The sequence below is a fragment of the Actinomycetota bacterium genome (genome assembly GCA_030650795.1).
GTDB lineage: Bacteria > Actinomycetota > Actinomycetes > S36-B12 > S36-B12 > UBA11398.
Genome location: JAUSDJ010000017.1, coordinates 222,796 through 248,551 on the forward strand (window position 1 = coordinate 222,796; position 25,756 = coordinate 248,551).

Consider the following 25,756-nt stretch of genomic DNA (forward strand, 5'->3'; position numbering starts at 1 on the left):
ATTGGAGTCACTCCGTGGTCGACTACGAGGTCATCGTTCTTGGGCGCGGGTTCACCGGTCTTCGCTCTGCGGTGCCGGCGGAGTCGCGGGTGAGAGTGCTGCTCGCTACGCGCTGGGTATGCGAACCAAGGCTTCCTGAGTCACGCCTGCGACCATCACGCCCGATGCGTCGTAGAACTGTCCGCTGTAATGACCACGCCCACCGGACATTGAATGACCAACCCAATCCATCAGGTGCCACTCGTTCATGTTCGTAGGTCGGTAGAACCACATCGCGTGATCAAGGCTGCTGACCGATACCTTCGCGGGAAACTCGTCGAACCGCACCAGTCCATTGAAGAAATCCGACATGTAGGCCAAGCCGCACGCATGAAGAACTGGATCATCAGGCAGTTCCGATTCGAAGCGACACCAGGCTTGAGTCGGGTGCGGAAGGTTGGCGTCCGGCTCCGGATCCCAGACAAGCGCATCGGGCGATGTTGGCAATGAATAGAGATTCGGCTCAGCAGGAGGCCGCGCGACACTTGGAAATGTCGGCGCCTGCGCTTCGATTCCCTCTTCTGGCACCTGAAAGGAGGCCAGCATGTTCATCAACAAACGTCCTTCTTGCATGACAGCGATACTCCGCGCCGAATACGCACGTCCGTCGCGATCACGCGAGACGGCAAACTCAATGGGTTCAGTGCTCTTGCCACCAGCAATGAAGTAGGCGTGCAGGGAATGCGGCACGCGTTCTGCATCAACGGTCATGCACGCGGCCTTTAATGCCTGCGCCAAAACTTGCCCGCCATAGAGAAAGCCGCCGTTTGTCACGATGTTGTGCGTGAGAAATCGATCATCACTGAGGGAGTCCAACTGCACGATGTCGGCAAGCGCGGTCATGAAAGCTCCTTTGGTAGCAACGTTCGCTCGTTGCCTGGGCCGCCAGCACAAGCATCATTGTCGAAATGCCGGATTGCCGTCTCGGTTTCGCCAAGGATCAACAGCGACTTACTATCAAATATGCGCCGATTCAATACCGTGTGCTTCGTTGTCAGTGCGCTCGTCTTGATCGCATGCGTCCCAAGCGCAAACGCTGCTCAGGTTCAGATCGCCAAGACCATCACCACCGGACTCAACACGCCTTGGGGTCTGACCTTCTTGCCTGATGGCAGTGCTTTGGTGAGCGAGCGAAATTCCGGACTCATCAAGCGCGTGACGCCAGCCGGAAAGGTCAGCATTGTCGGCCGAGTCAAAGGCGTGTCTGCTCTAGGTGAAGGTGGTTTGCTCGGCATCGCTGCGATCCCAGCGAGCAATCCAACTGCGATCTATGCCTACGAGACAACGAAGAATGACAACCGCGTGGTGCGCATCGCTTGGAATGGCAGCTCGCTAGGCAAGCAAACTGCGATCCTGACGGGCATTGCGAAGGCCGATCACCATGACGGAGGCCGCATCCTGCCTGGCCCGAACAACACCTTGTTTGTTGCCACTGGCGATGCCGGAATCCCATCGTCAGCGCAGAGACTGAAGAGTTTGAACGGCAAGATCCTTCGCATCGATCTGCAAGGAAAGCCTGCGGCTGGCAACCCATTCAAGAACTCGCGCGTGTACTCACTTGGCCACCGCAATGTTCAAGGACTTGCCCTTGATGCAAAGGGCCAACTCTGGGCAAGTGAGTTCGGCGAGAAGAAGGCCGATGAGCTCAATCTGATTCAAGCAGGTAAGAACTACGGCTGGCCCAAGGTCGAGGGCAGCTCAAGCAACAAGAAGTTCGTCAATCCATTCACCCAATGGAAGCCGACATCCCTAGCCTCCCCCAGTGGCATCGCGATCGTGGATGACACTGCCTACGTGGCAAGCCTGCGGGGCGAAGTGCTGTGGCAGGTGCCACTCAGCGGCTCAAGTGCTGGCAAGGCAACGGCGGTGCAGATAGGTGACTTGGGTCGGCTGCGAACCGTTGGCGCTGCGCCAGACGGTTCGATGTGGTTGATCACCGGCAATACCGATGGACGAGGAAATGTGCGCCCCGGCGACGATCGGATACTGCGGCTAACGGTCAATCCATAGCCCAAATCTGGATAGCACGATCGAGGTAGTGAGGCGGGCGGGCACGAGGCGAGAGCAATTCAGGCACATACTTGCGCCATGACGCAGAATCGCTCTGTCCGCTCCGCTGCCATTGCTGCCGCGTTCGTTGTGAGCCTCACGGCCCTTGTTGCCATGGCTCCGGTCGCTAGCGCCAAGAACAATCTCCTCAACGTGCCAGGCAAAACGACTTTGGCCGTCGGACAGTCTGCCGATGTGCGTCTGGCGACGAACCCCAGCACCGGCTACCACTGGGTTACCACAATCACGGGCGACCAGTCAGCGATCAAGCTCACCAAGGGCGTCTACAAGACCTTGGGTCAGGTCGGCTTGCCCGGTGCTGGCGGCGTGACTGTATGGACGATCACTGGCAAGGCGGGCGGCAAGGCGAAGATCACTTTCGGCACGGTCCCGCCAGGTGGCACTGCCGCGCAGTATGAGGTCGCGCTGACGGTCACTGTCCACTAGCCGGTTCGTGCGCGAGCTGATTTGACCCTCGCTGTCGAGCAAGGCGAGTCGGTCATTCCGCCGTCATGAGGACCGCCCCGGAGAAGGGGCCGACCGCGTTGGCCCAGACAGCAACCTCCGCATCCTTCACCTGGCGTGCGCCCGACTCGTTGCCGCGCAGCTGACGCACGGACTCGATGCAGAAGTTCGCACCGTGTCGGCGTCCCACGTTGCAGGCGCCGCCATCGGTATTCACCGGAAGGCTGCCTCCGAGGCGCGTCGCGCCGGACTGCACGAAGGGCCCGGCCTCGCCCTCCCCGCAGAAGCCCAAAGCTTCCAGCCACTGGAACACGATGATCGTGAAGCCGTCATACAACTGAGCGCAGTCCACGTCGGCCGGCTTCAGGTCGGTGCGCGACCACATCAGCTCCGCGGCGTGGTACGGCGAGCTGTGGTTCATGTCGACGACCTTCTCGAATCCCGCAGGCAGAATGTCGGTGGCCGAGAGCGAGGCCGACTCGACGAAGACCGGCTTCTTGGCGAAGTCGCGTGCCCGCTCCTCGGTGGTGAAGATGATCGCGGAGGCCGAGTCCACCGGGTAGTCACAGTCGAGCAGGCGCACCGGCTTGCTGACGTACCGCGAGTTCAGGTAGTCGTCCATCGTCAGTGGGTCGCGCATAAGCGCATCGTCGTTCAGCACCGCGTTGGCGCGTTGGGCGACCACGTGCGCGCCGAACTGTTCCTCGGTCGTCCCGTACCGCTCCATATGCCGCTGAGCTGGCAGGGCGGAGATGGTCTGGATCGGCGTCACCGATCCGAATGGCATCGTGAACTGGGAGTCCCCGCCCACAAGCATCGGCCCCTGCACGGAGTCGCGCTCCTGGGCACTGCTCAGGCGCTGGTTGATGACGCGCACCGTGAGCACCGTGTGGGCCTGGCCGCTCTGGATTGCGGCGATCGCCGAGATCGCGGCATGGATGTAGGCGGGTCCACCCTGGTCGGAGTTGTAGAAGCTGATCGGCATGATTCCCAGCATCTGGGCCACATCTAGCGCATCGATGCGATCCAGGCCCGGGGGCTCTGCGCCAGCGACGCCGGCGTGCAGCACGACGCCGTCGATCTGGTCGGCGGTGATGCCGCAGTCCGCCATGGCCTTCACGCTGGCCTGCGCGACCAGTTGGCGGCGGGTCAAGCCGGTGCGACGACCGGTCGTCGAGTAGCCGACGCCGATGGCGGCGACGCGATCACGCTTAGACATGCAGTCCTCCTGGGAGCTAAGTGGGCAACGCCGGTCAGGCGAGTTTGAAGAGCGGGAGGGTGAGCCCGGGGGCCAGTTCCTGGAAGGTCACCTGGACGGGCATGCCGATCCGGATGTCGTCGTTGGGGTAGTCAATGAGGTTGCTTGTCAGGCGGACGTTCTCGTCCTCCTCCAGCGCCACGATGATGAGGTTGTACGGCACCTTGTCGACGAAGTAGGGGTGGAACGGCTGCACGGTGGTGGTGTGCGAGTAGATCGTGCCCCGACCCGAGACCTCCTTCGGCGCGAGGTGGTCCATCGACAGGCACTTCGGGCAGATGGGACGCGGATAGTGGATATACGTGTCACAGGCGTCGCAGTGCTGGATGAGCAGGCGATGGCTCGCGACGCCCTCCCAGAAGAACTCCGTGAGGTTGTCCGGTTCGGGGATGGGTGGATAGTCGGCCGCCTCGGCCGACTCGGGGATGGTGATGCTCGCGACATTCATCGTGCGTTCCTCCGCATCAGGGCTCAACCGGCAAGATCAGCGAGGACTCCTGCGTCGGACTGGAGTCAACTTACTGTGGCCGCGAGGCAGCGCGCAGGCTTTCCTCAAGCGAGGTCCAGCAGCACCCGCGCGATGGCTCGGCGCCTCCAAGCGGCCAGTCCATCGAACCGCGGCCGTCGGGGAAGGCGTCATACGCTTCGATGGATCCAAGCCTCGGCTGCCGCGGCCGCCGACTGAACAACATGAATGGCGTCAATCAGACCGATAGCAATCCCGATCGACGAGTGGGGATCTGGACCGGTGACGTGCGTTAGAAAGTCGGAGGTTGGGTCGACGACCCCGCCGCTCTCCATTGGCGGAAACAGTGGGTCTGTGTGCGGCACAACAGAGGTGAAGTGCCGCAAACATGCCCCACGCGGGGCTCAAGGTAATTTGTCTCCACAGTTGCCCCATTCGGTTTGCTGCGCAGTCACGTCCAATTCACAGCGCGATATTGAGGCCTAGGCGATCGAGTGATTTGTCAGATTCGCTGCGACTGTTTGCGTGCGATAGCGAGGGGCTTGCACGTGGAATCACGGACTAGCAAGCAGGTGACCAAAGGACGAAACCCATTGACTTACATGGGGTTCTCGCGGTGGGGCGTGCGGCTGCTCAGTCCGCCGTCATGAGAAACGCCCCGGAGAAGGGACCGACCGCGTTGGCCCAGACGGCGGCCTTCGCATCCTTCACCTGGCGTGCGCCAGACTCGTTGCCGCGCAGCTGACGCACCGATTCGATGCAGAAGTTGGCGCCGTGCCGGCGGCCAACATTGCAGGCGCCGCCATCGGTGTTCACCGGCAGGCTTCCGCCGAGCGCTGTTGCACCGGAGGCGACAAACGGGCCGGACTCGCCCTCGCCACAGAAGCCGAGTGCCTCGAGCCACTGGAACACGATGATCGTGAAACCGTCATACAACTGCGCGCAGTCCACATCGGAAGGCTTGAGATCGGTGCGCGACCAGAGAGTCTTCGCGGCGTGGTACGGCGAGTTGTGGTTCATGTCAGCGATCTTCTCGAAGCCGCCGCCCAGAACCTCAACGGCCGAGTGTGCAGCAGCCTCCACGAAGATGGGCTTCTTCTTGAAGTCTCGCGCGCGCTCCTCCGTGGTGAAGATGATGGCCGAAGCTGAGTCCACTGGATAGTCGCAATCGAGCAGCCGCATGGGCTTGCTCACGTAACGCGAGTTCAAATAGTCGTCCATGGTGAGCGGATCGCGCAGAATCGCTTCGTCGTTAAGCGCCGCATGCGCGCGCTGGGCGATCACGTGAGCACCGAACTGCTCCTCTGTCGTGCCGTAGAGCTCCATGTGCCGCTGCGCGGGCAGCGCGCCGATGTTGTTGGGGCCATTGAGCGACCCGAACGGCATAACGAACTGCGCGTCGCCGCCCACGTAGGTCGGCTTAGACATCTCGGCGCTCAACTGTCTGGTGTTTAGACGCTGGTTGATGACGCGCATCGTGAGCACCGTGTGCGCCATTCCGCTTTGGATCGCGGCGATTGCCGAGATGGCGGCGTGCACGTAGGCGGGGCCCATCTCGTCGGCGTTGTAGTAGTTGAGCTCCTTGATGCCAAGCATCTGGCCCACGTCGATGGCGTCGATGCGGTCCAAGCCCGGGGGCTCCGCGCCAGCGATGCCAGCGTGCAGCACGACGCCGTCGATCTGGTCGGCGGTGATGCCGCAGTCGTTCATTGCGGCGACGCCCGCCTGTGCTGCCAACTCACGACGGGAAAGGCCCAACCAACGCCCCGTATTTGAGTAGCCGACGCCGATTGCGGCGACGCGATCACGCTTTGCCATGCAGTCCTCCTTGAGATCTGAATGAGTGCCGCCGGTCAGGCGAGCTTGAACAGCGGGAGCGAGAGCCCTGGGGCCACCTCCTGGAAGGTCACTTGGACAGGCATGCCGATGCGGATGTCGTCGTTGGCAATCTCGACCATGTTGCTGGTAATCCGAATGTTCTCGTCCTCTTCAAGGGCGACCACGATGAGGTTGTACGGCACCTTGTCGACGAAGTAGGGGTGGAACGCCTGCACGGCGGTCGTGTGCGAGTAGATGGTGCCCCGTCCCGACATCTGCACCGGCGCCAGGTCGTTCATCGACAGGCAGTTCGGGCAGATCGGCCTCGGGTAGTGGATGTAGGTGTCACACGCGTGGCAGTGCAGGATGAGCAGTTGATGGTTAGCCGCACCCTCCCAGAAGAACTCGGTCAGCTTGTCGACGTCGGGGATCGGGGGATAGTCGGACGCTGTTGCCGACTCGGGGATGTTGATGCTCGCGACAGTCATCGTTCTTTCCTCCGCATCAGGTGCTCAACCGGCAATGGCAGCGTGGACGCTTGCCCCGGAACTGGGTAAAGGTACTGCGGGCGCGCCGCCGCGCGCAGTACTTTTCCATTGCTGGTGAAGTGGGGCGGGCGGGGCTCGAACCCGCGACGACCAGATTATGAGCACCCAATTTAGGTCGAATAGTTATTGCGCTGCAACCACTTCTCGACGTATTGTCATCATCGTGCCTGGCACGTGCCACTTGAGTCACACACGTGGAACGACGTAAGGACACTTCTGAAGCCGTACGCCAAGGGGGATCTCGTGGTCGCAAGGAAGCCGCGCAAGCGGACGTTCGGCAGCGTTCGACAACTGCCGTCCGGGCGCTACCAGGCGCGTTATGTCGGCGGCGATGGCCTGCAGCGCACGGCTCCGCGAACCTTCGCGACGAAGGCCGACGCGAATGTGTACTTGGCCACGCAGGAGTCCGACATCGTTCGCGAGACGTGGAAGGCGCCCAAGCATGCGAACATCACTCTCGGTGAGTTCGGGCGCACCTGGGTAGACCAGCGCCCGATCAAAGCATCTACGCGCGAGCGCTACCGCTCGGTCTGGAATCTCCACATCGACCCACGCATCGGGTCGATGATGATCGGTGACGTGACGCCAGCTGTTGTGCGAGCTTGGTACGCCGAGCTTGGCGAGCATCTGCGCGTTGCCGCCGTAAAGAAGGCGCCCTTCATGGCGCCCGATCAGGTCGGTTCGGCGACGCAGGCTCACGCGTACCGCCTGCTCAAGGCGATCATGAACACGGCACTCGAGGACGAGCTCGTCCCCAACAACCCTTGTCGCATCAAGGGAGCGAGCACCTACCGTCATGCGGAGCGGCCGACTCTGGGCATCGACGAGATCGAGGAGCTCGCACTCCAGGTGCCCGAGCGCTACAAGGCGACGGTGTACCTGCTCGCCTGGGCTGGGATACGTCTCGGCGAGGCTGCCGAACTGCGGCGCAAGGACATCGACTTGAAGCACTCCCAGATCCGCGTTGAACGCGCGGTCTACCCAATTCGCGGCGAATACCCCGTACAGACGCCCAAGTCGCGTGCCGGCGTGCGCACGATCGTGCTGCCGGAGTTCGTCACCGAGCTACTCCGAGAGCACATGAGGGACTACTCCCCCATCGGCCCCGACGGATTGCTCTTCCCGACGCGGTCGGGACTGTGTGCCTACAACGCCATCCAGATCGCCATCTCACGGACCTTGCGCGCGATGGGCTACGAGAACGTGCGTGTGCACGATCTGCGCCACTCGGGCCAACTGCTTGCTGCGACGAACGGGGCGACGTTAATGGACCTCCAGCGTCGCATGGGGCATTCGACGGTCAACGCTGCAATGGCCTACGCACACGCCTCGCGCGACAACGGCCGCAGCATCGCGGAGCGGATGAATGCGCAGCGCGCAACGGTTGTCGACATCACGACGCGGAAGAAGTCAGGCTGAGGCCTCAGGGATAGGGCTGTAGTTTCTCTTTAACGGCGAGATTGCTGAGCAACTCTTCGCATCCGAGCAACGAGATCCACCACTTCGTCCTCTCCGAATGCATCGGACGGTGTCGACTCTGAATCGTTGCAGCACGGTGGCTTCGTGCGCTTCTCTCCCGACTCAGGTCGATGACCTACCAGCCGATACAACTCGTCGTAGACATTCACCTCCGAATCGTTCAGGTGCTCACCCACAAAGAGAACCCATGCCACGTCATCGACACTGAAGGCCACTACGGCGCGGAGGCGTCCCCGAACATGCTTCACGCACAATCTTTCGATGACAGGGCCCGTCAGGCGGTAGCCCATAGAGGCGCAACCTTCGTGTGCCAACGCGTCAAGGAATGCGTTGTATGCCCGCAGGTTTGGCCCGCGCAGCCCGGCGACACGACTCGTGGCGAGCGGGGTCTGTCTAACTTCAGGCACTGGGTCGAGCTCGAACGACTTTGCCTTGGCCCTGCCGCATCTGATCCAGGCTCTCCCGCAGGTCCGTGCTCTCAATCAGAGATGCGTCGGACAGTCTTCGATACACCTCGTCCAAGAGACCGCGCGTCTGACCAGCAGCCCTCAACCCCTCGACAAGGTGCAGGACGGTGTGAACGCTGAGCGGATCCAGAAGCACGCGCGGTTCAGTGCGGGCGATGCCCAGTGCGCCCTCCGATGCCCACGCGCGCACGGTCTTCTCGGTCAGGCCCAGCACCTTGCTCACGGATACGGGCCGAATCGGCCCAAGATCGCTAATCAAGTCCATCGCAAGCCGCAACTGCTCTGCCTTCTGCGAAGGGTCTGGGAGGTTACCCGCGAACGCCTCGAGCATTTCAGCCCTCTCAAACGTCTTGATGACGACACTTGATTCAACGGCTGCCTTCGACATCACACCTCCCAGATCTGACTTCTTATTTTGATGGCTTTTTTCGGTAGTGTCAAGGCGGCGGCAAGGTGATTCCGCTGTCCGGCCGCGTTCGTGCCCCTGTCTATCACCACCGATTCTTGAGCACGGCCATAGAACAACGCGCTTGTGTGGCCGCAATCGACTCAACGCCTGACCGCAGGAACAGCACATCCAGCGAGGTAGGCATCGATATCCGCTCTTCGTAGCCGAACCAGTCGTCCAACCTTCAGGAACGGTATGCGCCGCTCCCGAATCAGACGGCGCATGAAGTGGTCGGTGATATTGAGGTAGTCAGCGGCCTGCTCGACGGTCAGCAGGTCGCCCGACGACGTCGGCGGCGTAGCGGAACGCCGTCGTGAGCTTTCCAAGATGGTCATCTTCGTCTCCTCTCGCTTGCGGGCCGGTACGGCATTGCGCAGTCGCCCTCACCTCTACAACGGTGCGACCCCCTCGGTACCTCGCAAGTTGTGCCGACGATGGCTTTCGCGAGGTAGGTCGACGGCAGCGAGTCAGTCGTCAAACCAGCACAGCTCGAACCACGCGACCCACTGAGCAGCGACGATGTAGGCCTCCGCGCTCGCGGCTGCGCCCAGGGCGCAGACGACTAAATCCACGCATTCAAGAACTCCTGAGTCGTTGACGCCTAACCAGTGCTGAGCATCGAGGCCCTGGCAATCCGGCAAGCAGGGCTGCACTGATGACTCAAGGGCGATACTGGCGGCCCAACACGCGACGTTGCTCAGGACTGCTGAAGCAATGTGTGGCGGGATCTCGGGCACCAGAAAGTCAGCCATGAGCGCACCCGCATCGTCGAGTCGCTGGATCACGACTTCGGTTCGGTTCAACCCGACCACGATCAAGTCTCGACGGTTGAGCGGTGTGTCAGCAGCAAGCGCATCTGCGACGTCGTAGAGCAGCTGCATCGCGTAGCGAAGCCTGTTGAGTCCTGGCTCCCTTTCGTTGGCCGGAGCCATTGCCTCGTCAAGCCATTCAATGACGTCCATGACGGTCCTTTCGCCGAGTGCTTGTCGAAGACAAGTGCTGTCACCTCTACAACGGTGTGACCCTCTCGGTACCTCGCATTTAGCGCAGCGACATCCCCGAACCCGGGAAGCCGATGCCGCTGCGGTATGAAGGGCTCGCCAGGCCCCGGACGGGTCCCAAGGCGCGGCGCGGTGAATCGAGGTGTTCCTCACGGCCGGCCAGAACCGCGTGGACTCGTTCGAGGACTTCGTCGTCGAGGTCGGCCGGGTGCCACTGCGCGGCTGCTCGCATCTCCTTGTCCGAGAGGTAGTCCCTGGCATCGGCAACGAACAACGTGCGTTCACGGGCGCGACTGGCGCTGACATACAGGCTGGCCGCGTCCTTGGTAGGGGAAAGCGAGGCAATGTGGACCTCACTGGTCTGGCCCTGCACCGTGTGCGTGGTTCCGACGTAGCCGTAGTCCAGATGCCTGAGCAGAGTGTTGGGCTTCAAGCGGCGCTGCTTCCCATCGTCGAAACGGACGCAGACTTCGTCCCGGCCCGCGTGGACGACTACCGCGCGGTCACCTCGCACAAGCCTGCGCGTGGGATCCCGATGGCTCACTGGAGTGCGCACGCGCAAGACCGTGCCAGGAGCCAACACTCGCTGGCCCGAGCGTCCTTGGTAGACAACCGCTGCAGCCGGGTCGAGGGTGCCCGCAGCGAGGAGCCGCGCGTGGATACGGTCATTGAGGTCATCAACCTCAGCATTGGTGACCGCATCGCACGTGACGTTCTCAGCGCCAAGGGCACTGATCTCGCGAACCATCGTGCTGGCGACGAGGTCGAGCTTGTGCGCACGATTGCGGGCAACCAAGACGGCACCATCAGCGATGAGGTGCTCCCACGCAGTGTCGAGATCTCGGGCATGCAAAGCACCCGCCACCGCCCGGCCTACTTCGGTGCGCTGTCGCTGGTTGACCTCCAGCCGAATCACGGAGTCCGGATGCGCTGAGCAAAGGACGTTGAATGCGTCGCCGGCTCCCACTGCTCGCAACTGGGCATGATCGCCCTGCAGGACCAGCCGCTTGCCCTTCTGCGCGCAGTAGTCGGCGACTCGCGCGAGGGTGGCAACATCTGCCATTGACGCTTCGTCGACCACGATGACCCGAGCGTGCACCGGCTGCCCGCTGGTGATCCGATGGACCAGCGCGGTGAGGTTCACCCACGGTGCACCGGACTCGTGACCTGCCGCGGAAGCCGCGCGCGTTGCGGTCGAAGTCACCAGCAGTCCGTACCACTCGCCGGCCAATCCCATGTGAGCCGCGGCCAGGACACTGGTCTTGCCCGAACCGCCGACGCCTGAGATCAACGTGACCTGCGCGGTGCCGTCCACGATTGCCTGCACTGCGCGCTGCTGTTCGCCGGATAACTGCCAGCCGCGATCGGCCTGGAATCGGCTGATGCCTGTCCCTGTTCGCCAGGTCAGCCCTGGTGCCTGGTGCGCGCTGGCAGACATGTGCTCCAACAGGCGGGTCTCGGCATCGAGTGCGGATTTGGAGATCCATTGCTGCCCGCCGCTCCGCATCCCGCGGTCGCGTGATGCGTGCGCACGGACGAAACCATCCTCCACAACAAGGCGCGTGATGCGCGAACGTTCGGCTTCGGGCATGCCAGCAGTGGCCAGATCGACGATGGATCGGATCTTGGCCAAGCTGGTGACGGACTCGTGCTGGCAAGCGACATACGACACCCAGTCGACCCAGTCGCGGTCCGACCACATCGATGGCGAAGCGAACCGCTCCCCCGTCGCATCGCGCTCCGCCGCGAGGTCCACTCGAAGTTCGTTGGCACGCGCGAGCATCCGTTCGTGTAATTGCGCCCAGGTTGGTTGCTCATCAGCCTTCGCGGCAGTGGCCCGTTTCTTTGCTGCGCGATTGCGGGCACCTCGATCGGATGCGGAGATGGGTTGCCCGTCGTCAGCGTCGGCCTCTTCCGCCAGCACCGCCTGACGGCCGCGGGAGAATGCCCACAATGTGTCGTCGCTGAATCCACCGGCCTCCCATTGCGCCGTCTGCGGGTTGAACCACACCTCCCCCAGCAGACCTCGAGCCTGGGCCTCGGCGATGACGAACTCCTGACCCCACGCAGCGAACCGCGGCGCGTTCACATGCAACTCCCGGCCGCCGTCAGCCATCGTGCGGACAATCCCATCTCGACCGACGAGCACGTTCGGCAATGTGCAGTGCACGTGCAGGTGCGGGTCGCCGGCACGCGAGGACAACTCGGTCGCGATGAACCCGGCCCAACCATCCGCTGGCATCAGCATGACGTTTTGGCCTTCGCCGCGGTGCCCGGTCGAGCAGAACCCCGCCTCGGCCATCAACCGTTCAAGCGCGCGCGTTGCCGCAGTCTCCATAACGTCGAGCCATTCCCCAGCTGCAGCAGGATCTCCGGTCAGGGCATAGAGGCTGATCGACTTCGGCAGTGTCAACGTCAGCTCATAGCCTGCATTGCCAACCGGCTCGCGACATGCCGACGCCGCCTCAGCGGCTCGCCACACCCGCTCCCCCAGTTCCTTGTCGCTCAACTTCTCCACTTCGAGGGCATCTAGATCCAGTTGCTGGACCGCGTCTTGCTCCCGGCGCGCAGTGACCGGGCCGGTCAGGCGGGTGCGAGTCGAGCGACCAAGCGCACAATGCAGCTCCGACTCCTCCACATTCATTCCAGCCCGCACTGCGGCGCGAAGCACACCGGTCGCAGTCAAGAACGACACTGACCTGTCTCGCTCCGCAGCACGGGAAACGGCGCGCCACCAGTTGCCCGCATCGCGCGACGCGAAGACGCTCGCCGGGTCAAGGCCAGCCCGAACCATCGCGGCGACGACGACCTCATGGATCGGGCCCGCAGGAACCCGCGCCAACTTTGACCGCTGCATCTTCACCCCGCGCGTCAGGTACCGACCCGAGAAGGCCAACGCAATGTGTAGGTAGTCGACAGGGTCCGCGACGAGTTCGCCCGGTCGAAAGCCCACGAGTTCCGCGGTGGCACCAGCCCCGACGAATCGCACGCGTCGTGCATCCTCGGCGCCCGCACCGGCCCGATAGGCAACCTGCACGTTCCCGACACCGGTGTTGCCCGTGACCCGGTACCAGACCTGGCCCATCCCCGCCGCCGCGTGACCGATGATCGTCACCTTCGCGTGAGCCGTCATCGCGACACCCACGAATCCGGATTCCAAACCGGATAGATGAATTCTGTCCTTGACTGGTTCGTGATCGTGCTGATTGGACTGGACTTGATTGGTTGGCTTGGGCCTCCTTGGCTGGGGTCTTGATTCGTGCGATGTGATGTTGTTTCTAATGTGGATTGACTTCTTGGGCCGGTCGGAATGTGCTGCGAGATTCGAGTCATGCTCTATCAACGGTGTGGGGTGCCTGGTACCTCGCAAGTTCGACAGCCTGACCCAGCGGGGCGAGGCGTCCCGAATGGACGACATCGAGGCTCGCGCCTCGCACAACGTGTCAGCCGCAGATGGGAGCCTTGATCATGGGACAGATCACCAATAGGGAGTGCGCGTGGGTGATTCTCACGTGCGCATTCGTCGCAGTGGTCGTTCTCGTTCCCAACTTGCGCAGGTCGGTTGTCCCAAGTCTTAGGAGGTTGCTCGCAGCGTTGCGATCGCGAGCGATCATCTGCCTTCTGATCTACTACGTCGCCTACCTCGCCACCGTCTTGGTCCTCGCGTCGCGAATCGGATTTTGGACCATGGACCAGTTGAAAGACACGATCGTGCTAGCCGTCGCAGTCGGTGGGCCGCTGCTCATTTCAGTCCACAAATTCGGCAGTGGTGCCGCCATGATTCGCCGTGTCCTTGTGAACACGCTCGGGGCCGCTGCCTTCCTAGCGTTCTTCGTACACCTCGAATCACTTGCGCTCTGGGCAGAAGTTGTAGTCCAAGGCGTCACAGCGATCCTGATCTTGATCTCAGTTGGAGTCAGTATGCTCCCCAGATATGCGCGCACCAAGCAAGCCGTCAGGGCTGCCCGCATCCTGATTCTGGTCGCACTATTTGTTTACACCACTAGAACGGTGATCACGGAGTGGAGCGCATCAGATTGGTCAGCGGCGGCATGGAGCCTCGCGCTGTCGGTCTGGCTTCCTTTTGCTCTTTTGCCCTTCCTGTATGTAAGCGCCTTCTTGGTCATGGCGAGTTCTGCTTTGAAGATGGCGCTCTTCCGCGACGGACAAGCACGACACAAACCGATGACGAGACTTGCTGGCTACTACGGCTTTCATTTCAGCCTGAGATTGTGCAATGAGTTCGTGAGCGACTGGCGGTCGGCGCTGGGCGACACGCACGGCTTTCGCGAGGGCATCGCAGTCATGAAGAGGTTTCGGCACGCTGTCAAGACGAGAGATCGCAATCTAGAGGCCTACGCGAAACACATGGATGCCACAGAAGGCGTCAGCGGATTTGATCGAGATGGGCTTCTTCTAGATCGTCACGAGTTCCACATCACCAAAGAACGACTCGATGACATCTACTGGCCAGCGCGAGCGAACTACCAAGATGCGAGACGCGGCTACAACGCCGAGGTACTTAGGCTCCTCCCAAGTCTGTATGCGGACGGACTTTCGGACGAGGTGAGTCTCAGGATCAGCAGGGATCGTCAGTCGTGGATGGGATGGCGGCAGACACCAAGCGGCTGGCATTTCGGGGTCGGGGGAACGAAGAACTGGCAGGAGCAGTGGCAGTTCGACGGTCCCAACCCTCCTTCAGGCTTCCCCCAGACCAAGAACGACGGGTGGAGGGAAGTTTTCGAATGGAAGGATCGGCGACCTGATCCACGGTCACCCGAATGGAGCAAGGACGACGAGCCTCCCGTACTCGCCGCTGCCCATGACACGCTGAATGAGTCTCAGAATCTGGACTGAGGGCGCGTGGGCGGGACGTTCATTTGACGGTGCCGATTGCGGTGGCAACTCTGCCCGTCCATCTTCGCCGTCTCGAACTCATATCGCCCCTGCCCTGTAGATGAGCAGTCCATCAGGCCCCGTTGGGTCGCTTTGACTCCTCAGGAGCGACACGCCATCGCTCCTCGCCAAGGACGATCGCTTCATGCGCCCGTTCGGCTGCATTCACCAACTCAGTCCCGGCGGCGGCAACGTGCTTAGCCAGCTCTGGATGGTCCTTGGCGAGGTCGGCCAAGCCCATCATCAATTCCGTAACCGCACTGGTGAGTCCTTCGACGTGATGCTGGATGACTTCGATTCGGTCATTGTCAAACATCCGTGGTCCGCTCATGAGGGAACGCTACCGAAGCTACATCGCAAGATCCCATGAGCACCCTTGGCGGCAAGGGTAATCGTTTCATTGTCTGCCAGGACGTAGCGGTGGGGAATGTAGGGGGCGACTGGGAAGTCAAAGCCAAAGACCACAAGAGCTGGTCATGGACTGATGCCGCTAGGCCTCGAAGGCGTCGTCGTCGACCTCAACCACGTCGAACCTCTGCCTGACCTGCACGCCCACTCGGTACTGAACAAGGAGGCGCCCGAGCTCCGCTCCGTCGATCAGGACAACGCGGGCGGGAATGCGACTCGCGAAGTCGCGAGCTTCCGCGCTGAACCGGCTGGTCGTGATGAACACACCGCGACTGGCGCCGGCACCTTGCAGGGCGCCCGCGAAAGCCTGGATCGTCGGCCGGCTGACCGCCTGATCCGTGTAGCGCTTGGCCTGGAGGTAGATCCGTTCGAGACCAAGCGCGTCCTGATGGATCACGCCGTCGAATCCCTCGTCGCCCGGTCCGCCCAGATGCTCGGCGTGCCCGAGTTCGCCGCCGTAACCCATGGCGACCATGAGGTCCAAGATGATTCGCTCAAGGAACTCCGGCGACTGAGTCTTGATGCGCTCGACGAGTTCCGATGCAACGGCGGCCGCAATCTCCTCCACTGCCTGACTGATCTGATCCTGAGGATCCTCAGCAACCGGCTCGACATCCTGCGACACCTCGCCGCTCGACGATGGCCGCCGGCGAGATGCTGTGGCGCGTTCGTAGAACTCCGCGAACTCCGTGTAGCGCGTGAGGTAGCGAACCGTGATGCGCTCAGGCGCCTCGGCGATGAGCTCGCGCCCGCGATCTGTGATCTGAACCTGACCGCGTCCAACTCTCGCGACGGCCCCGGCACCAGCCAGGTAGGTCACGGCCCAATGCACTCGACCGTCGTAGCGCCGGCCACCGCTGCCATATCTCTCCTGACGCTCCTCAATCGTCAATCGGAGTGACTCGGCGATCACTTCACGGACGTTCTCCAACGGCCACACAGCACCATCGGCCACGGCGTCCAAAACGGGCCGGAACAACGACTGGAAATCAGGAATGGCCACCGGAGTCTCGCCTTCCGAAAGGGTCATAGGCGGAGTCCGCGGCGGCCCTCTCATTGAGGTCGAACAGGGCACTCAACAAGGCAGGTCGGTCCTTGATGAGTGAAGCCGGAAGGCCGTAGCAGGCCAGGACGGCACGGTCGAGGTCATCGTGTGCCTTCTTCAGGTTCACGAACGCTCCCTCATCCATCGCGTTGTAAACAGCGGTCAAGCCTTTGCCGTGTGACTCGCACGCGGCCCTCCGCTCCGTCACGATCCGGCGCGCGGCCTCGGCCACGGTCGCGCGCTGATCGTCGTTCGGCTTGGTCGGCCACGGGAACGTGTCGAAGCAAGTGCTCGGCGTGTATCGCAGGTCGCCCTTGAGCGTCGACCCATTGGCCCGAGCCCATAGGTCGTGTGGCCGAGAGGCCAGCACTCCGAAGGAGTAGTCGTCGTCGAATGCGAAGGCCGCGAGCGCGTGCGACGGGCGCCACCCTGGCTGACCCCACACGACGATCCAGCGCTTCCCCGTGAGGCCTGCCAGCGGGTATCTGGTGAGGGGCGCGAGGGCCGCCGTCATGCCCGGGCGCGTTTCGGCGAACTGCCACCAGCGCTCGCGGTGAGCCTTGCGGCTTACTCCATCCCGGAACGGCTTGACCTTCTCACGAACGATGTCAAGGGCAGCCGGAAACGCCCCAGCCTCTTCGAGAGCCCTTCTCCCGAAGTCGATGATCCATCGGCTGGGGTCGGACGAAACCCGATCGACGATGTCCTCGCCATTGATGAAGGGGAACACAACGGTCGAGTAGTCGGCATCGGTTCGGCCGAGCAGCGCAGCTGCCTCGTCGTCGTCAAGGACGAAGCCCATTCCGTTGGGGAAGTACCCAACGAAGCCGACGCCCGCGTTCCCGGTGAGCTTCACGGCTGCACGATGCTCTGTTCCTGCCGTCAACGACGGCGTGATGCCCTCAACTTCGCGACCATCGAGGAGGTAGGGCGGGGGCGGGAAGTCACCCTTCTCCCAGCACACAATCGACACATGCACCTTGGCATCGCCAGACCACGGCTTGGTGCTGGTGGCGTCGAAGATCGTGCCGCCGTTGGCGACGATCCACGCCAAGGAGACGTCACGGTTCTTGGCCTGACTGATCGTGTTCGTCGCGACGAGTCCAGCACGTTGACCCTTGCGAAGGTGCTCATGCGCCTTGCGGAAGAAGTAGACGCAATGGTCCTTCACGCCCACGCCGAACTCGGATTTGAGCCAGTCGATGTACGCGTCCCCCACAACCTCACGCAGACGACGGTCACCGTGGAACGGCGGGTTCCCAATGATCGCGTCGACCTTCGGCCACTCGATCTTGAGGCTGTCCGCGCACTGAAGCGTCGTCATAGGCTGCAGAGGCAAGGGCGACTCCGCGGCACCCAACTGCCGCGCGACGAGAGCATGCGTCATCCACAGCGTCGCCTTGGCGAGCTCGACGGCGAACGGGTCAATCTCGATCCCATGGATGTTCCGCAGCGGGAAGCGCGGCAGTGCGGGCGGGAACATGCCCGCCGCCGAGTGAAGATCAGCGATGCGGTCGGACAGGCGGCGTTCGAGCTTGCGGAGCTCGCGGTAGGCGATGGCGAGGAAGTTCGCGCACCCCATCGCAGGATCGAGGACGTGGAAGTTGACGAGTTCGCCGAGGAGCTTGATCGCCGCCACCGGAGCGTCAACCGCCTCGATGCGCTCCGACCACGGCCGAACGATGACCGGTCGCACGATCGAGAGGATGTCCTCCTCATTCGTGTAGTGGGCGCCGAGCTCCCAGCGATGGTCGTGACCGAGGCAGCCCTCCAGCAGGGACCCGAAGACGGTCGGATTCACCCAACGCCAGTCATAGGCCGCCGCCGCCGCCAAGTGGCGCAGTTCGGACGCGTCGAGCGGTACCTCCGGAGCCTCGGCGAACAGCTCGCCGTTGACATACGGCACCGCCACCGCCCGGCCACGGTTTCGGCGCTCGGCGTCTGGCTGGTTCAGCCGCCGGAACAGGTCCGTGATCTCCACCGCTGAGCTGCGCGACGGATCCGCGGCAAGCGCGTCGACTAGGTTCCCGAATACGCGCTCCGGAATCAGACCCAAGTCCTCGGCAAACAGCACCCATACCGCCTGCACGACGAACCGCCGTAGTTCCTCTGGCGGCGCGGCCTGTCGATCGAACAGTTGGAAGTACAACTTCACCATGTGCTCGGCCGCCTCCTGCGTGACCGCCGCACCCGGGCCTCCGTAGACCGGAGTCCGACCGGCCAGGAAAAGCAGCGCCTCCGCTCGGCTGGGCAACTCCTCGATCGTGAACGCATCGCGCGGGGCGTTGGGAAACCGGCCCGGCTCCCAGACCTCGAAGGACCGGATACTGCACAGCACGAGGTAAGGGGGGGCGGCCTTGCCCGTCTCCGCGTCGGCACTGTTGCGCCAGTAGTCGAGCGCCTGCGCCCGGTGCGCATCAAGTCGGCCGGACTCCTTCGGCGCCTTCATCTCCACGATGGCGACGCCGGGCCAATAGAGATCCATGAACCCGATGCCCTCATCACGCGGACCAAACTGCTCGAACACCGCGCCGGCCTCGATCACATCCTCCGCGCCGGTGTATGCACGGACGAGTTGGTTCAGAAACGTCTGGGAGCCCGAGCGTTCAGTTCCCGAGTAGCGGCTCCACCGATCAGCCAGCTGCTGCAGGGCGTCCTGGATCTCCGGCAATGTCCGAGCTGTCATGCCACCCCCGTTCTGAATCCTTCGAGCCTACGGGCTGACGCTTGCATACTGCGGGTTCGGCTCACTTCGATCAGGAAGTCCGCTCCCAGCGCTGGTGTTGCCAGGCTCGACAGCCAAGACACGAGGTCGGCTGGTCATTCCGGAAGGTCGGTCAGGAAGGCGCGGCGCTCCCGCGAGTTCAGCGACGTATGGCGGACCGCTTCGTCGGTGAAGACGGCGTCGCAGTAGGCGAAGGCGACAGACACCGCTCGATGTCGACGATGTCGTTAGTCGACCATCGATGTATGGGATTGTGCTGATATCGCGTCTTTAGAGAGATGGCGACTTGGGAGTGAGGCATGGCGGCGATGAGTCCAAGCAACTCACTGTCGATGACGTCGAAGTCTTCTTGGCCTGAATTCACTCGCTCGCGGTTGATGCGATTGAGGATGTCCAGCCACTCGTGTGCGAACTCTCGGGCGGTCACGACGCCGCGAAGTCGCCCGCGACGCCACCGTTCATCAGCCCGGAGCTTTGCCGATAGGTCCTGCTCAAACGCCAGCCTACTTGCGCCACTCGCTCGAGCTACCTCAGGCGCGTAGCCATGCTCTGACCGGAGGATCTCGGCGTCTTCATCCGACGAACCAGCCAGCAGGCCGCGCTCGGACGCATCCTGACCAGACTCGTCAATGATCTTCACGCCGCCGACAATGCCCATGGACTGGCCTATGGTCGCGCGAAGCAGCGGCAATGGCACGGGAGGGTCCGGCTCGCCCAAGATGTGTCGAATCCCTGCCTCGATCTCCAATTGCCCAATCTCCGTCCGACCGAGCAGATACTGGAACCGGGCGAGCTCCTCCATGACTTCCGCGACGTCGAGGCGCTGCTGAGGATCTGAGATTCCGTACATCTCCCACACGTGCTGAGCGCTCAGGGGCACCACCGCTCGCCCCGAATAGACAGCGCTGCAGAGCGCGTCCCACAGTTCGGCGTAGCCCGCGGGCGCGCCACCCGATTGCCGGCGGACCTTGGCCAGGTTGATGAAGTGGTTGAGGTCCAGGTAGAGGATCGGCACAGCGGGTCGCACCAGGTGCGGCCATGCAAGCGGCTCCGCCACACGCGCCCGATCCACGGCAATCGTACCCTTCTATCGAATTCTCCATCAGCCCCAATCCTCACCTGAGGGGCTGACTGTGCTCGCGTCCGTGCGCACGCTGCGGGTCTGCTGGCTTCCGCCTCGCTTGGGGTTGCACCTTGGCCAACTTCCGTGCGGCGAGACGGAGCGGAATCGCCCCAAGGTCTCAGGTCGCCGATACGGTGGATTCTCGAGAGGGCTCGGACAGCAGCAAACGGGGAGAACCATGACCAACAGTTGTCGCACCTTTGATCAGTTGCGAAGGATGAACTACAGCCTGCTGGACACGGACGCTGGCATCGAACCAGCCAACATCAGGAACACGTACCGGCCCGTGGACATGCGCAATGCTTGAGTACCTTCACCTGACCGGTGCACCCGCGTTCTCCCAGGTCACGGTGACGAAGATCGGCCCGCTGAAGCCCGTGAACTTCATCTTTGGTCCGAACGGGTCCGGGAAGACCACGATCAGCCGGGCGCTTGCTGATCCGGGCAGGTACTCCGGCACCACCCTCGGATGGTTGTCTCAGGCGCCGACGCCCAGCGTCAGGGTCTACAACCGCGACTATGTCGTCGACACACTGCAGCAAGCACACCTGCCCGGAGTTTTCCTGCTCGGGAAGAAGGACGTCGAGATCCAAGCCGAAATCGAAGGCTTGATGGGGCCATCGGGGTCAATCGCTGCGGCGATGAAGCGCCTCGCCGGCCTCGAAGACGCTCTCGCTAAGAAGCAAGGCGAAATCGACTCCACCCGCAACGAGCTCAAGGATGCAGCTTGGTCGAAGCGCACGGCTGTCCCCACGGAACTCGGCACGATGTTCACCGGCTACAACAACAACAAGGAGAACCTCCTCGCGCACTTGCTGGAAGTCGCTGCAGCGAATCCAACCGTATCCGAGACCTTCGACCCCCTAAAGGCCGAAGCAGCGGCGGTGCTTGCAGACGACGCGACTCCGTTTGCGGAGTTCCCACTTGGAAGCCAACTGCATCTGGAGGATGCACCCGGATTCGAGCTACTAGCAACACCCGTCGTTGGTAGCGCAGACGTGCGGTTGGCGCCGCTCATCCAGCAACTCCAGAACGCAGACTGGGTCGAACACGGCCGCGACCATTTGAGCCAGTCCCCTGAACTGTGCCCATTTTGCCAGCAGAAGGTTCCCATCGATCTTGCCGAGCAACTCGATGCCTACTTTGACAAGAGGTACTCGGAGCAGATCAATCGAGTCGAGCAGTTGCGGGATCACGTCGAGACCTGGGCAGCGGGCTGGAGCTCCTATTTCGAGTCTCTCCCTGTCCAGCCCGGCGCGAAGCAGCATCTCAACGCCGAGAAATTCCAAACAGCAAGGATGCAACTCGAGCAAGTTGTCGCGCAACTGACAACAACCATCGCGGCCAAGTTGACTGGACCATCTACCGTGCTCGAAGCGTCGTCCCCAAGGGCTGCCGTCGAAGCGGTCAACACTGTGGTGGGGGAAGCAAACAACTCCATCAAGACATTCAACCTGCGCCTCCAAAGCCGCGCGACCGCGAAGAAGGCGTTGCTCGGTCGCTGCTGGGTGGTGTTCGCGCGTCAGACCATCGCCGCCGAAGTTGGACGCTATGAGGGTGCTATGCCGAGCCTGACCAAGGGGAAGGAGGGCATCGATGAGGCCATCTCGACCGCAGTTGCCGACCTCGGGACGAAGCGAACCCGACTCAGCGAACTGCAATCGCAGGTGACGTCGAGCAAGCCGATCATCGACAAGATCAACCGCCTCCTGGACGCCGTCGGCTTCCACACGTTTCAACTCGCAGAGTCTGCGGCCGTGCAGGACGGATACTCCGTCGTGCGAGCGGGTGGCGAAGTCGTCGGGGACACGCTGAGCGAAGGCGAACGCACCTTCATCACTTTCCTCTACTTCGCGCAGTCTCTTGAGGGCGCCGCCCAGGACAGTTCGGAGCCGAACGACCTGATCGCGGTCATTGACGATCCAATCTCGAGCCTCGACAGCGACGTGCTGTACGCCGTGTCAACTGTGATCCGACGCATCGTTGCTGGTATCGCCGCCGGAACAGGGCGAGTCCGACAACTCGTCCTCTTGACGCACAACGCCCACTTCCACAAAGAGGTCACTTACAAGCGACAAGGCGACAAGGACGGCGGTTGGCAATACGGCATCGTCCGCAAGCGAAGTGGTCAGCCCAGCGACGTAATCCTCACTTCGGCGAATCCGATTCAGACGGCGTACGGCGCGTTGTGGGACGAAGTAAAGCGCATGACTAGGGAACCCTCCGCCCCAGCAAGCGGCCTCCAAAACACCCTGAGGCGAATACTCGAGACATACTTCAGAGTGCTTGGCGGAGTGGACGACAGTACGATCATCACGAATTTCGAAGGTGAAGACCGGACCATCTGCCGCGCCCTATTCTCGTGGGTCAACGCTGGCTCACATTCGATCTTCGACGACCTGGATTACTCTCCGACGCCGACCACCGTTGAAGGCAATCTCCGGGTGTTTCGACGAATCTTCGAGGTGCACGGGCAAGTCGGCCACTACAGCATGATGATGGGCGAGACTGCGATGGGCATCAGTGATTCGCCCAAGCCTGGACCTGCATGAACTTGGAGATGGATGCGTCAACATTTTCTCGGCGGCGCCATGCGTGTCTCGCCAATACTTTGGGTCGAGACGCCGCTTAAGCATTTCGCAAAGCAAATGACGCTCGTGAGGGCGGCGCAACCTTCAACAACTCGGACATTGATCAATCGTAAGTACCCCCCCGTCGCGGATCGCCAACGATCACTTCACTGTGGATCGATCTCCTCTTCTGTCGAGCGGATTGTGCACGAAATCGATTAGGCGGCCGGTAGTGCGATCGACCCCCACTCCGTCTGAATGCTTCCCGCCCTGCGAAATCTGGTCGTCGTCGGCGTGCCGCCTACGTGCCCTCCACCGCATTCCGGATGCGCACTCGTGAGGGAGTCCGTGCCAGATACGTGCCACTAGGTGGGCCCAAGTAGGCCCATTTCCCACCACTTAAGGTGGAAATGGGGATGCTAATAGTTGTTGCAGCGCAACAACTATTAGCAAGTGGGGCGGGCGGGGCTCGAACCCGCGACGACCAGATTATGAGGCTGGTCGATATGCCGAATTTCTTGTTTATTTGCAACCTCTTTTGCGCGGCCTAGGTCCTTGCGTGCAATAGTCGTGCAATAGTGACAAGGGACGCCCGGGCTCCAACGGGCATGAAAGGGGAGATCGAGTGGCTCGCAAATCACGGACTCGGAGACCGTTCGGAGCCATTCGCAAGTTGCCGTCCGGTCGATTTCAGGCGAAGTACCTCGGGCCCGATGCCCAGTACTACGTCGCGCCTGTGACCTACGAGTTCAAGTCGGACGCCGAGGCTTACTTGTCTACCATCCAGGCGGACCTAGTCCGCCAAACCTGGAAGGCGCCAGTCTCGTCTGAACACACCGTTGACTCATACGGCTTGAAGTGGATCGCGGAACGTCCGCTTAAGGACACGTCGCGGATCCGATACCTGGAGGATTGGAACAACCACATTTCTCCTCGGATCGGGGATTACCAACTTGATCAGGTCACCCCAGAAGTCATTCGCACGTGGTACTCCGAACTCGGCACGGACCTGGCCGACAAATTGGCGTCCAAGAACAAGATCAGCACCGCAACTCGCCAGGACGGCACCTCGACAGTGGCACGCTGCTACCGGATCTTGCGAGCAGTCATGAACACCGCCGTCGAGGATGAACTCATCGCCTCGAGCCCCTGCCGCATCAAGAACGGCGGCACCTACCGAAACACTGAGCGACCAACGCTCACTATCGCCGAAATCGACAAGCTCGCGACGTTTGTATCGCACCGATACAAGGGCTTGGTGCTCGTCCTCGCCTGGACTGGCATCCGACTCGGCGAAGCGACCGAGTTGCGGAGACGGGACCTTGACTTCGACAACGGGACCATCCGAATAGACCGGGCCGCCTACCCCAATCCTGACGGCGGCTACTTTGTCGACACACCCAAGTCACGTGCTGGGCACCGAAAAATCGCGATCCCTGTCTTCTTGTGTGGGGAGATTCAGAAACACCTGGATAAGTTCGTGAAGGACGCCAGCCCTGATGCACTCGTATTCCCGACGCGAACGGGCTCTTGCGCCTACGGGGCTGCGCAGTTGGCGATCACTAAAGCCTTGCGGGCCATGGGTCGAAGCGACATCCGCGTCCACGACCTACGCCACACGGGCCAAGTCCTCGCAGCGCAGTCTGGCGCAACCCTCGCCGACCTCATGGCCAGACTCGGCCACAGCAGCGTGAACGCGGCGATGAAGTATGCACACGCCGCAGGCGATCACGGCCGGCAGGTCGCAGACCGAATGGAGCAGGCGCGCAGCACAGATGCTTGAACATTGGAATGGATTGCTACAGGTCAAAGTTCCATTTAAGTGGATAGCGATCCCCGTGACAGGCGACTGACCGTTGGTGGACCTTTGGGCACTGCTCCGAATCAGTCAGCCTTACGGGGGTTCGGCACGAATCCCACGATATGGGCCTCTAAGGTGAATCACATGGCCGGGCGACAGTTGAAGGAGATCTTTCGAGCATTCCACGCTCGGGATGAGCTGGCATTCCGGCGCGCGGCATTGGAGATCATCGAGGAAGAGCAGGCCAAGCATCACAACGCCTTGGCTCGTGACCTTCAGAAACTGCTTGTTGCCGGTGGCGGTCAAGTCGACTCAGGATCAACCATCGTGGTCCCGGCTCCCCCCAAGGACCGTGAAGGCGAGTGGGACCTGGGCGAAGTTCTCGAGCCCGACCGACTTTTGGAGGACATGATCCTTCATAGCAGCGTTACGTCGGCTCTTGATGGCATCGTGAATGAAGTTCGCCAATGGCCGGCCCTCGATGCCGCCGGTATTCCGCGGCGGCAGAGACTGCTACTCCAAGGCCCGCCTGGTTGCGGAAAGACGACTGCGGCCGAGGCGCTAGCGTCTGAGCTCGGCCGACCCCTGCTTGTGGTACGGCTTGACGCCGTCGTCTCGTCCTATTTAGGGGAAACCGCGAGCAACCTGCGTCGAATCCTGGAGTACGCGGATCAGGCACCGTTCGTCGTTCTATTTGACGAATTCGACGCATTAGGTCGCGCACGTGATGACGCGTCGGAACACGGCGAGATGAAGAGAGTGGTGACTGCCTTCCTCCAGATGACTGACCGATATCGAGGCCCAAGCATTCTGCTCGCTGCGACAAACCACCCAACCCTTCTCGATGAGGCACTCTGGCGGCGATTCGATGAGGTTTTGACCTTGGGGCTACCCACGGTCCACCAGATACGTCAACTCCTGCGGCTGCGGTTCAAAGGCATCGCCCACGCAGGGCTAGAATTTGACGCGTATGCGAGTTCATTAAAGGGACTCCCTCACGCGGCCGCGGAGAAACTGGTGATCGATTCGCGGCGCAATGCGCTGCTCAGAAGTTCCTCGATTGTCGAACAGGTCGACGTAGCAAAGGCCTTGCCGGGCATTACATCTCGGCAGTGGTGACCCTGTGCCTGAACACCTGCTTCTGCCAAGT

22 protein-coding genes are annotated in these 25,756 nt (G+C 62.0%); 8 read left to right on the forward strand and 14 right to left on the reverse strand.

Features of this window, described 5'->3' with window-relative positions:
- Window positions 1-105: 105 nt before the first annotated feature.
- Window positions 106-882: a thioesterase family protein gene (locus Q7L55_04910; protein ID MDO8731899.1), complete on the reverse strand. Its 777-nt coding sequence runs from the start codon at window positions 880-882 to the stop codon at window positions 106-108.
- A 120-nt stretch (window positions 883-1,002) separates the two neighbouring features.
- On the opposite strand from Q7L55_04910, the gene Q7L55_04915 reads away from it, so the two are divergent.
- On the forward strand, window positions 1,003-2,049 hold the full coding sequence (locus tag Q7L55_04915) for a PQQ-dependent sugar dehydrogenase (GenBank protein ID MDO8731900.1): 1,047 nt from the start codon (window positions 1,003-1,005) through the stop codon (window positions 2,047-2,049).
- Between the two features lie 78 nt (window positions 2,050-2,127).
- The gene (locus tag Q7L55_04920) at window positions 2,128-2,535 is read left to right on the forward strand and encodes a protease inhibitor I42 family protein (protein ID MDO8731901.1); all 408 of its coding nucleotides are present in this window, start codon (window positions 2,128-2,130) and stop codon (window positions 2,533-2,535) included.
- A gap of 52 nt (window positions 2,536-2,587) precedes the next feature.
- Here the strand turns inward: Q7L55_04920 and Q7L55_04925 are convergent, their stop codons facing one another.
- The 4 genes from Q7L55_04925 to Q7L55_04940 form a co-directional block, all read right to left on the reverse strand.
- Entirely contained in the window at window positions 2,588-3,772 is a 1,185-nt protein-coding gene (locus tag Q7L55_04925; GenBank protein MDO8731902.1) for a thiolase family protein, read from the reverse strand.
- A 34-nt stretch (window positions 3,773-3,806) separates the two neighbouring features.
- The gene (locus tag Q7L55_04930; protein ID MDO8731903.1) at window positions 3,807-4,259 is read right to left on the reverse strand and encodes an OB-fold domain-containing protein; all 453 of its coding nucleotides are present in this window, start codon (window positions 4,257-4,259) and stop codon (window positions 3,807-3,809) included.
- A 651-nt stretch (window positions 4,260-4,910) separates the two neighbouring features.
- The gene (locus tag Q7L55_04935; GenBank protein MDO8731904.1) at window positions 4,911-6,095 is read right to left on the reverse strand and encodes a thiolase family protein; all 1,185 of its coding nucleotides are present in this window, start codon (window positions 6,093-6,095) and stop codon (window positions 4,911-4,913) included.
- A gap of 35 nt (window positions 6,096-6,130) precedes the next feature.
- Window positions 6,131-6,583 carry an OB-fold domain-containing protein gene (locus Q7L55_04940; GenBank protein MDO8731905.1) on the reverse strand — a complete coding sequence of 151 codons (453 nt, stop codon included), beginning with the start codon at window positions 6,581-6,583 and terminating at the stop codon, window positions 6,131-6,133.
- Window positions 6,584-6,886: 303 nt separating this feature from the next.
- Between Q7L55_04940 and Q7L55_04945 the strand changes: the two genes are divergently transcribed.
- On the forward strand, window positions 6,887-8,062 hold the full coding sequence (locus Q7L55_04945; protein ID MDO8731906.1) for a tyrosine-type recombinase/integrase: 1,176 nt from the start codon (window positions 6,887-6,889) through the stop codon (window positions 8,060-8,062).
- Window positions 8,063-8,091: 29 nt separating this feature from the next.
- Here Q7L55_04945 and Q7L55_04950 read toward each other — a convergent pair whose 3' ends face one another.
- The 5 genes from Q7L55_04950 to Q7L55_04970 all read right to left on the reverse strand — a co-directional run bounded on the left by Q7L55_04950 (window position 8,092) and on the right by Q7L55_04970 (window position 13,171).
- Complete coding sequence (locus Q7L55_04950; GenBank protein MDO8731907.1) at window positions 8,092-8,370, reverse strand: hypothetical protein; 279 nt, start codon at window positions 8,368-8,370, stop codon at window positions 8,092-8,094.
- Window positions 8,371-8,521: 151 nt separating this feature from the next.
- Window positions 8,522-8,977 (reverse strand): hypothetical protein, encoded by a 456-nt coding sequence (locus Q7L55_04955; protein ID MDO8731908.1) that lies wholly within the window; start codon window positions 8,975-8,977, stop codon window positions 8,522-8,524.
- A gap of 161 nt (window positions 8,978-9,138) precedes the next feature.
- On the reverse strand, window positions 9,139-9,372 hold the full coding sequence (locus Q7L55_04960; protein ID MDO8731909.1) for a helix-turn-helix domain-containing protein: 234 nt from the start codon (window positions 9,370-9,372) through the stop codon (window positions 9,139-9,141).
- Window positions 9,373-9,504: 132 nt separating this feature from the next.
- Window positions 9,505-9,999 carry a hypothetical protein gene (locus Q7L55_04965; protein MDO8731910.1) on the reverse strand — a complete coding sequence of 165 codons (495 nt, stop codon included), beginning with the start codon at window positions 9,997-9,999 and terminating at the stop codon, window positions 9,505-9,507.
- 79 nt (window positions 10,000-10,078) lie between these two features.
- Window positions 10,079-13,171 carry an AAA family ATPase gene (locus Q7L55_04970; GenBank protein MDO8731911.1) on the reverse strand — a complete coding sequence of 1,031 codons (3,093 nt, stop codon included), beginning with the start codon at window positions 13,169-13,171 and terminating at the stop codon, window positions 10,079-10,081.
- A 335-nt stretch (window positions 13,172-13,506) separates the two neighbouring features.
- Between Q7L55_04970 and Q7L55_04975 the strand changes: the two genes are divergently transcribed.
- Window positions 13,507-14,895, forward strand: a complete 1,389-nt coding sequence (locus Q7L55_04975) for a hypothetical protein (protein MDO8731912.1) — start codon at window positions 13,507-13,509, stop codon at window positions 14,893-14,895.
- A 112-nt stretch (window positions 14,896-15,007) separates the two neighbouring features.
- Here Q7L55_04975 and Q7L55_04980 read toward each other — a convergent pair whose 3' ends face one another.
- The 4 genes from Q7L55_04980 to Q7L55_04995 all read right to left on the reverse strand — a co-directional run bounded on the left by Q7L55_04980 (window position 15,008) and on the right by Q7L55_04995 (window position 20,184).
- Complete coding sequence (locus Q7L55_04980; protein ID MDO8731913.1) at window positions 15,008-15,265, reverse strand: hypothetical protein; 258 nt, start codon at window positions 15,263-15,265, stop codon at window positions 15,008-15,010.
- A 159-nt stretch (window positions 15,266-15,424) separates the two neighbouring features.
- Window positions 15,425-16,372, reverse strand: a complete 948-nt coding sequence (locus tag Q7L55_04985; protein MDO8731914.1) for a restriction endonuclease — start codon at window positions 16,370-16,372, stop codon at window positions 15,425-15,427.
- Complete coding sequence (locus Q7L55_04990; protein ID MDO8731915.1) at window positions 16,332-19,073, reverse strand: hypothetical protein; 2,742 nt, start codon at window positions 19,071-19,073, stop codon at window positions 16,332-16,334. The genes Q7L55_04985 and Q7L55_04990 overlap by 41 nt, the downstream gene beginning before the upstream one ends.
- A gap of 178 nt (window positions 19,074-19,251) precedes the next feature.
- Window positions 19,252-20,184: a hypothetical protein gene (locus Q7L55_04995; protein MDO8731916.1), complete on the reverse strand. Its 933-nt coding sequence runs from the start codon at window positions 20,182-20,184 to the stop codon at window positions 19,252-19,254.
- A gap of 229 nt (window positions 20,185-20,413) precedes the next feature.
- Here Q7L55_04995 and Q7L55_05000 point away from each other — a divergent pair, with 229 nt between their 5' ends.
- The 4 genes from Q7L55_05000 to Q7L55_05015 all read left to right on the forward strand — a co-directional run bounded on the left by Q7L55_05000 (window position 20,414) and on the right by Q7L55_05015 (window position 25,725).
- Entirely contained in the window at window positions 20,414-20,542 is a 129-nt protein-coding gene (locus Q7L55_05000) for a hypothetical protein (protein MDO8731917.1), read from the forward strand.
- On the forward strand, window positions 20,535-22,787 hold the full coding sequence (locus Q7L55_05005) for an AAA family ATPase (GenBank protein MDO8731918.1): 2,253 nt from the start codon (window positions 20,535-20,537) through the stop codon (window positions 22,785-22,787). The genes Q7L55_05000 and Q7L55_05005 overlap by 8 nt, the downstream gene beginning before the upstream one ends.
- 643 nt (window positions 22,788-23,430) lie before the next feature.
- The gene (locus Q7L55_05010; protein ID MDO8731919.1) at window positions 23,431-24,588 is read left to right on the forward strand and encodes a tyrosine-type recombinase/integrase; all 1,158 of its coding nucleotides are present in this window, start codon (window positions 23,431-23,433) and stop codon (window positions 24,586-24,588) included.
- A gap of 162 nt (window positions 24,589-24,750) precedes the next feature.
- A complete protein-coding gene (locus Q7L55_05015; GenBank protein MDO8731920.1) occupies window positions 24,751-25,725 on the forward strand; it encodes an ATP-binding protein in 975 nt (324 codons plus the stop codon).
- Window positions 25,726-25,756 lie beyond the last annotated feature (31 nt).

Excerpts from the sequence above, each read along its gene's own strand:
- Q7L55_04930 (MDO8731903.1), bottom strand. The coding sequence starts at position 4,259 with ATGAATGTCGCGAGCATCACCATCCCCGAGTCGGCCGAGGCGGCCGAC.
- Q7L55_04915 (MDO8731900.1), top strand. The coding sequence starts at position 1,003 with ATGCGCCGATTCAATACCGTGTGCTTCGTTGTCAGTGCGCTCGTCTTG.
- Q7L55_04980 (MDO8731913.1), bottom strand. The coding sequence starts at position 15,265 with ATGAGCGGACCACGGATGTTTGACAATGACCGAATCGAAGTCATCCAG.
- Q7L55_04910 (MDO8731899.1), bottom strand. The coding sequence starts at position 882 with ATGACCGCGCTTGCCGACATCGTGCAGTTGGACTCCCTCAGTGATGAT.
- Q7L55_04925 (MDO8731902.1), bottom strand. The coding sequence starts at position 3,772 with ATGTCTAAGCGTGATCGCGTCGCCGCCATCGGCGTCGGCTACTCGACG.
- Q7L55_04920 (MDO8731901.1), top strand. The coding sequence starts at position 2,128 with ATGACGCAGAATCGCTCTGTCCGCTCCGCTGCCATTGCTGCCGCGTTC.
- Q7L55_04990 (MDO8731915.1), bottom strand. The coding sequence starts at position 19,073 with ATGACAGCTCGGACATTGCCGGAGATCCAGGACGCCCTGCAGCAGCTG.
- Q7L55_04935 (MDO8731904.1), bottom strand. The coding sequence starts at position 6,095 with ATGGCAAAGCGTGATCGCGTCGCCGCAATCGGCGTCGGCTACTCAAAT.
- Q7L55_04970 (MDO8731911.1), bottom strand. The coding sequence starts at position 13,171 with ATGACGGCTCACGCGAAGGTGACGATCATCGGTCACGCGGCGGCGGGG.
- Q7L55_04955 (MDO8731908.1), bottom strand. The coding sequence starts at position 8,977 with ATGTCGAAGGCAGCCGTTGAATCAAGTGTCGTCATCAAGACGTTTGAG.
- Q7L55_05000 (MDO8731917.1), top strand. The coding sequence starts at position 20,414 with ATGACCAACAGTTGTCGCACCTTTGATCAGTTGCGAAGGATGAACTAC.
- Q7L55_04940 (MDO8731905.1), bottom strand. The coding sequence starts at position 6,583 with ATGACTGTCGCGAGCATCAACATCCCCGAGTCGGCAACAGCGTCCGAC.
- Q7L55_04975 (MDO8731912.1), top strand. The coding sequence starts at position 13,507 with ATGGGACAGATCACCAATAGGGAGTGCGCGTGGGTGATTCTCACGTGC.
- Q7L55_05015 (MDO8731920.1), top strand. The coding sequence starts at position 24,751 with ATGGCCGGGCGACAGTTGAAGGAGATCTTTCGAGCATTCCACGCTCGG.
- Q7L55_04965 (MDO8731910.1), bottom strand. The coding sequence starts at position 9,999 with ATGGACGTCATTGAATGGCTTGACGAGGCAATGGCTCCGGCCAACGAA.
- Q7L55_05005 (MDO8731918.1), top strand. The coding sequence starts at position 20,535 with ATGCTTGAGTACCTTCACCTGACCGGTGCACCCGCGTTCTCCCAGGTC.
- Q7L55_04985 (MDO8731914.1), bottom strand. The coding sequence starts at position 16,372 with ATGACCCTTTCGGAAGGCGAGACTCCGGTGGCCATTCCTGATTTCCAG.
- Q7L55_04960 (MDO8731909.1), bottom strand. The coding sequence starts at position 9,372 with ATGACCATCTTGGAAAGCTCACGACGGCGTTCCGCTACGCCGCCGACG.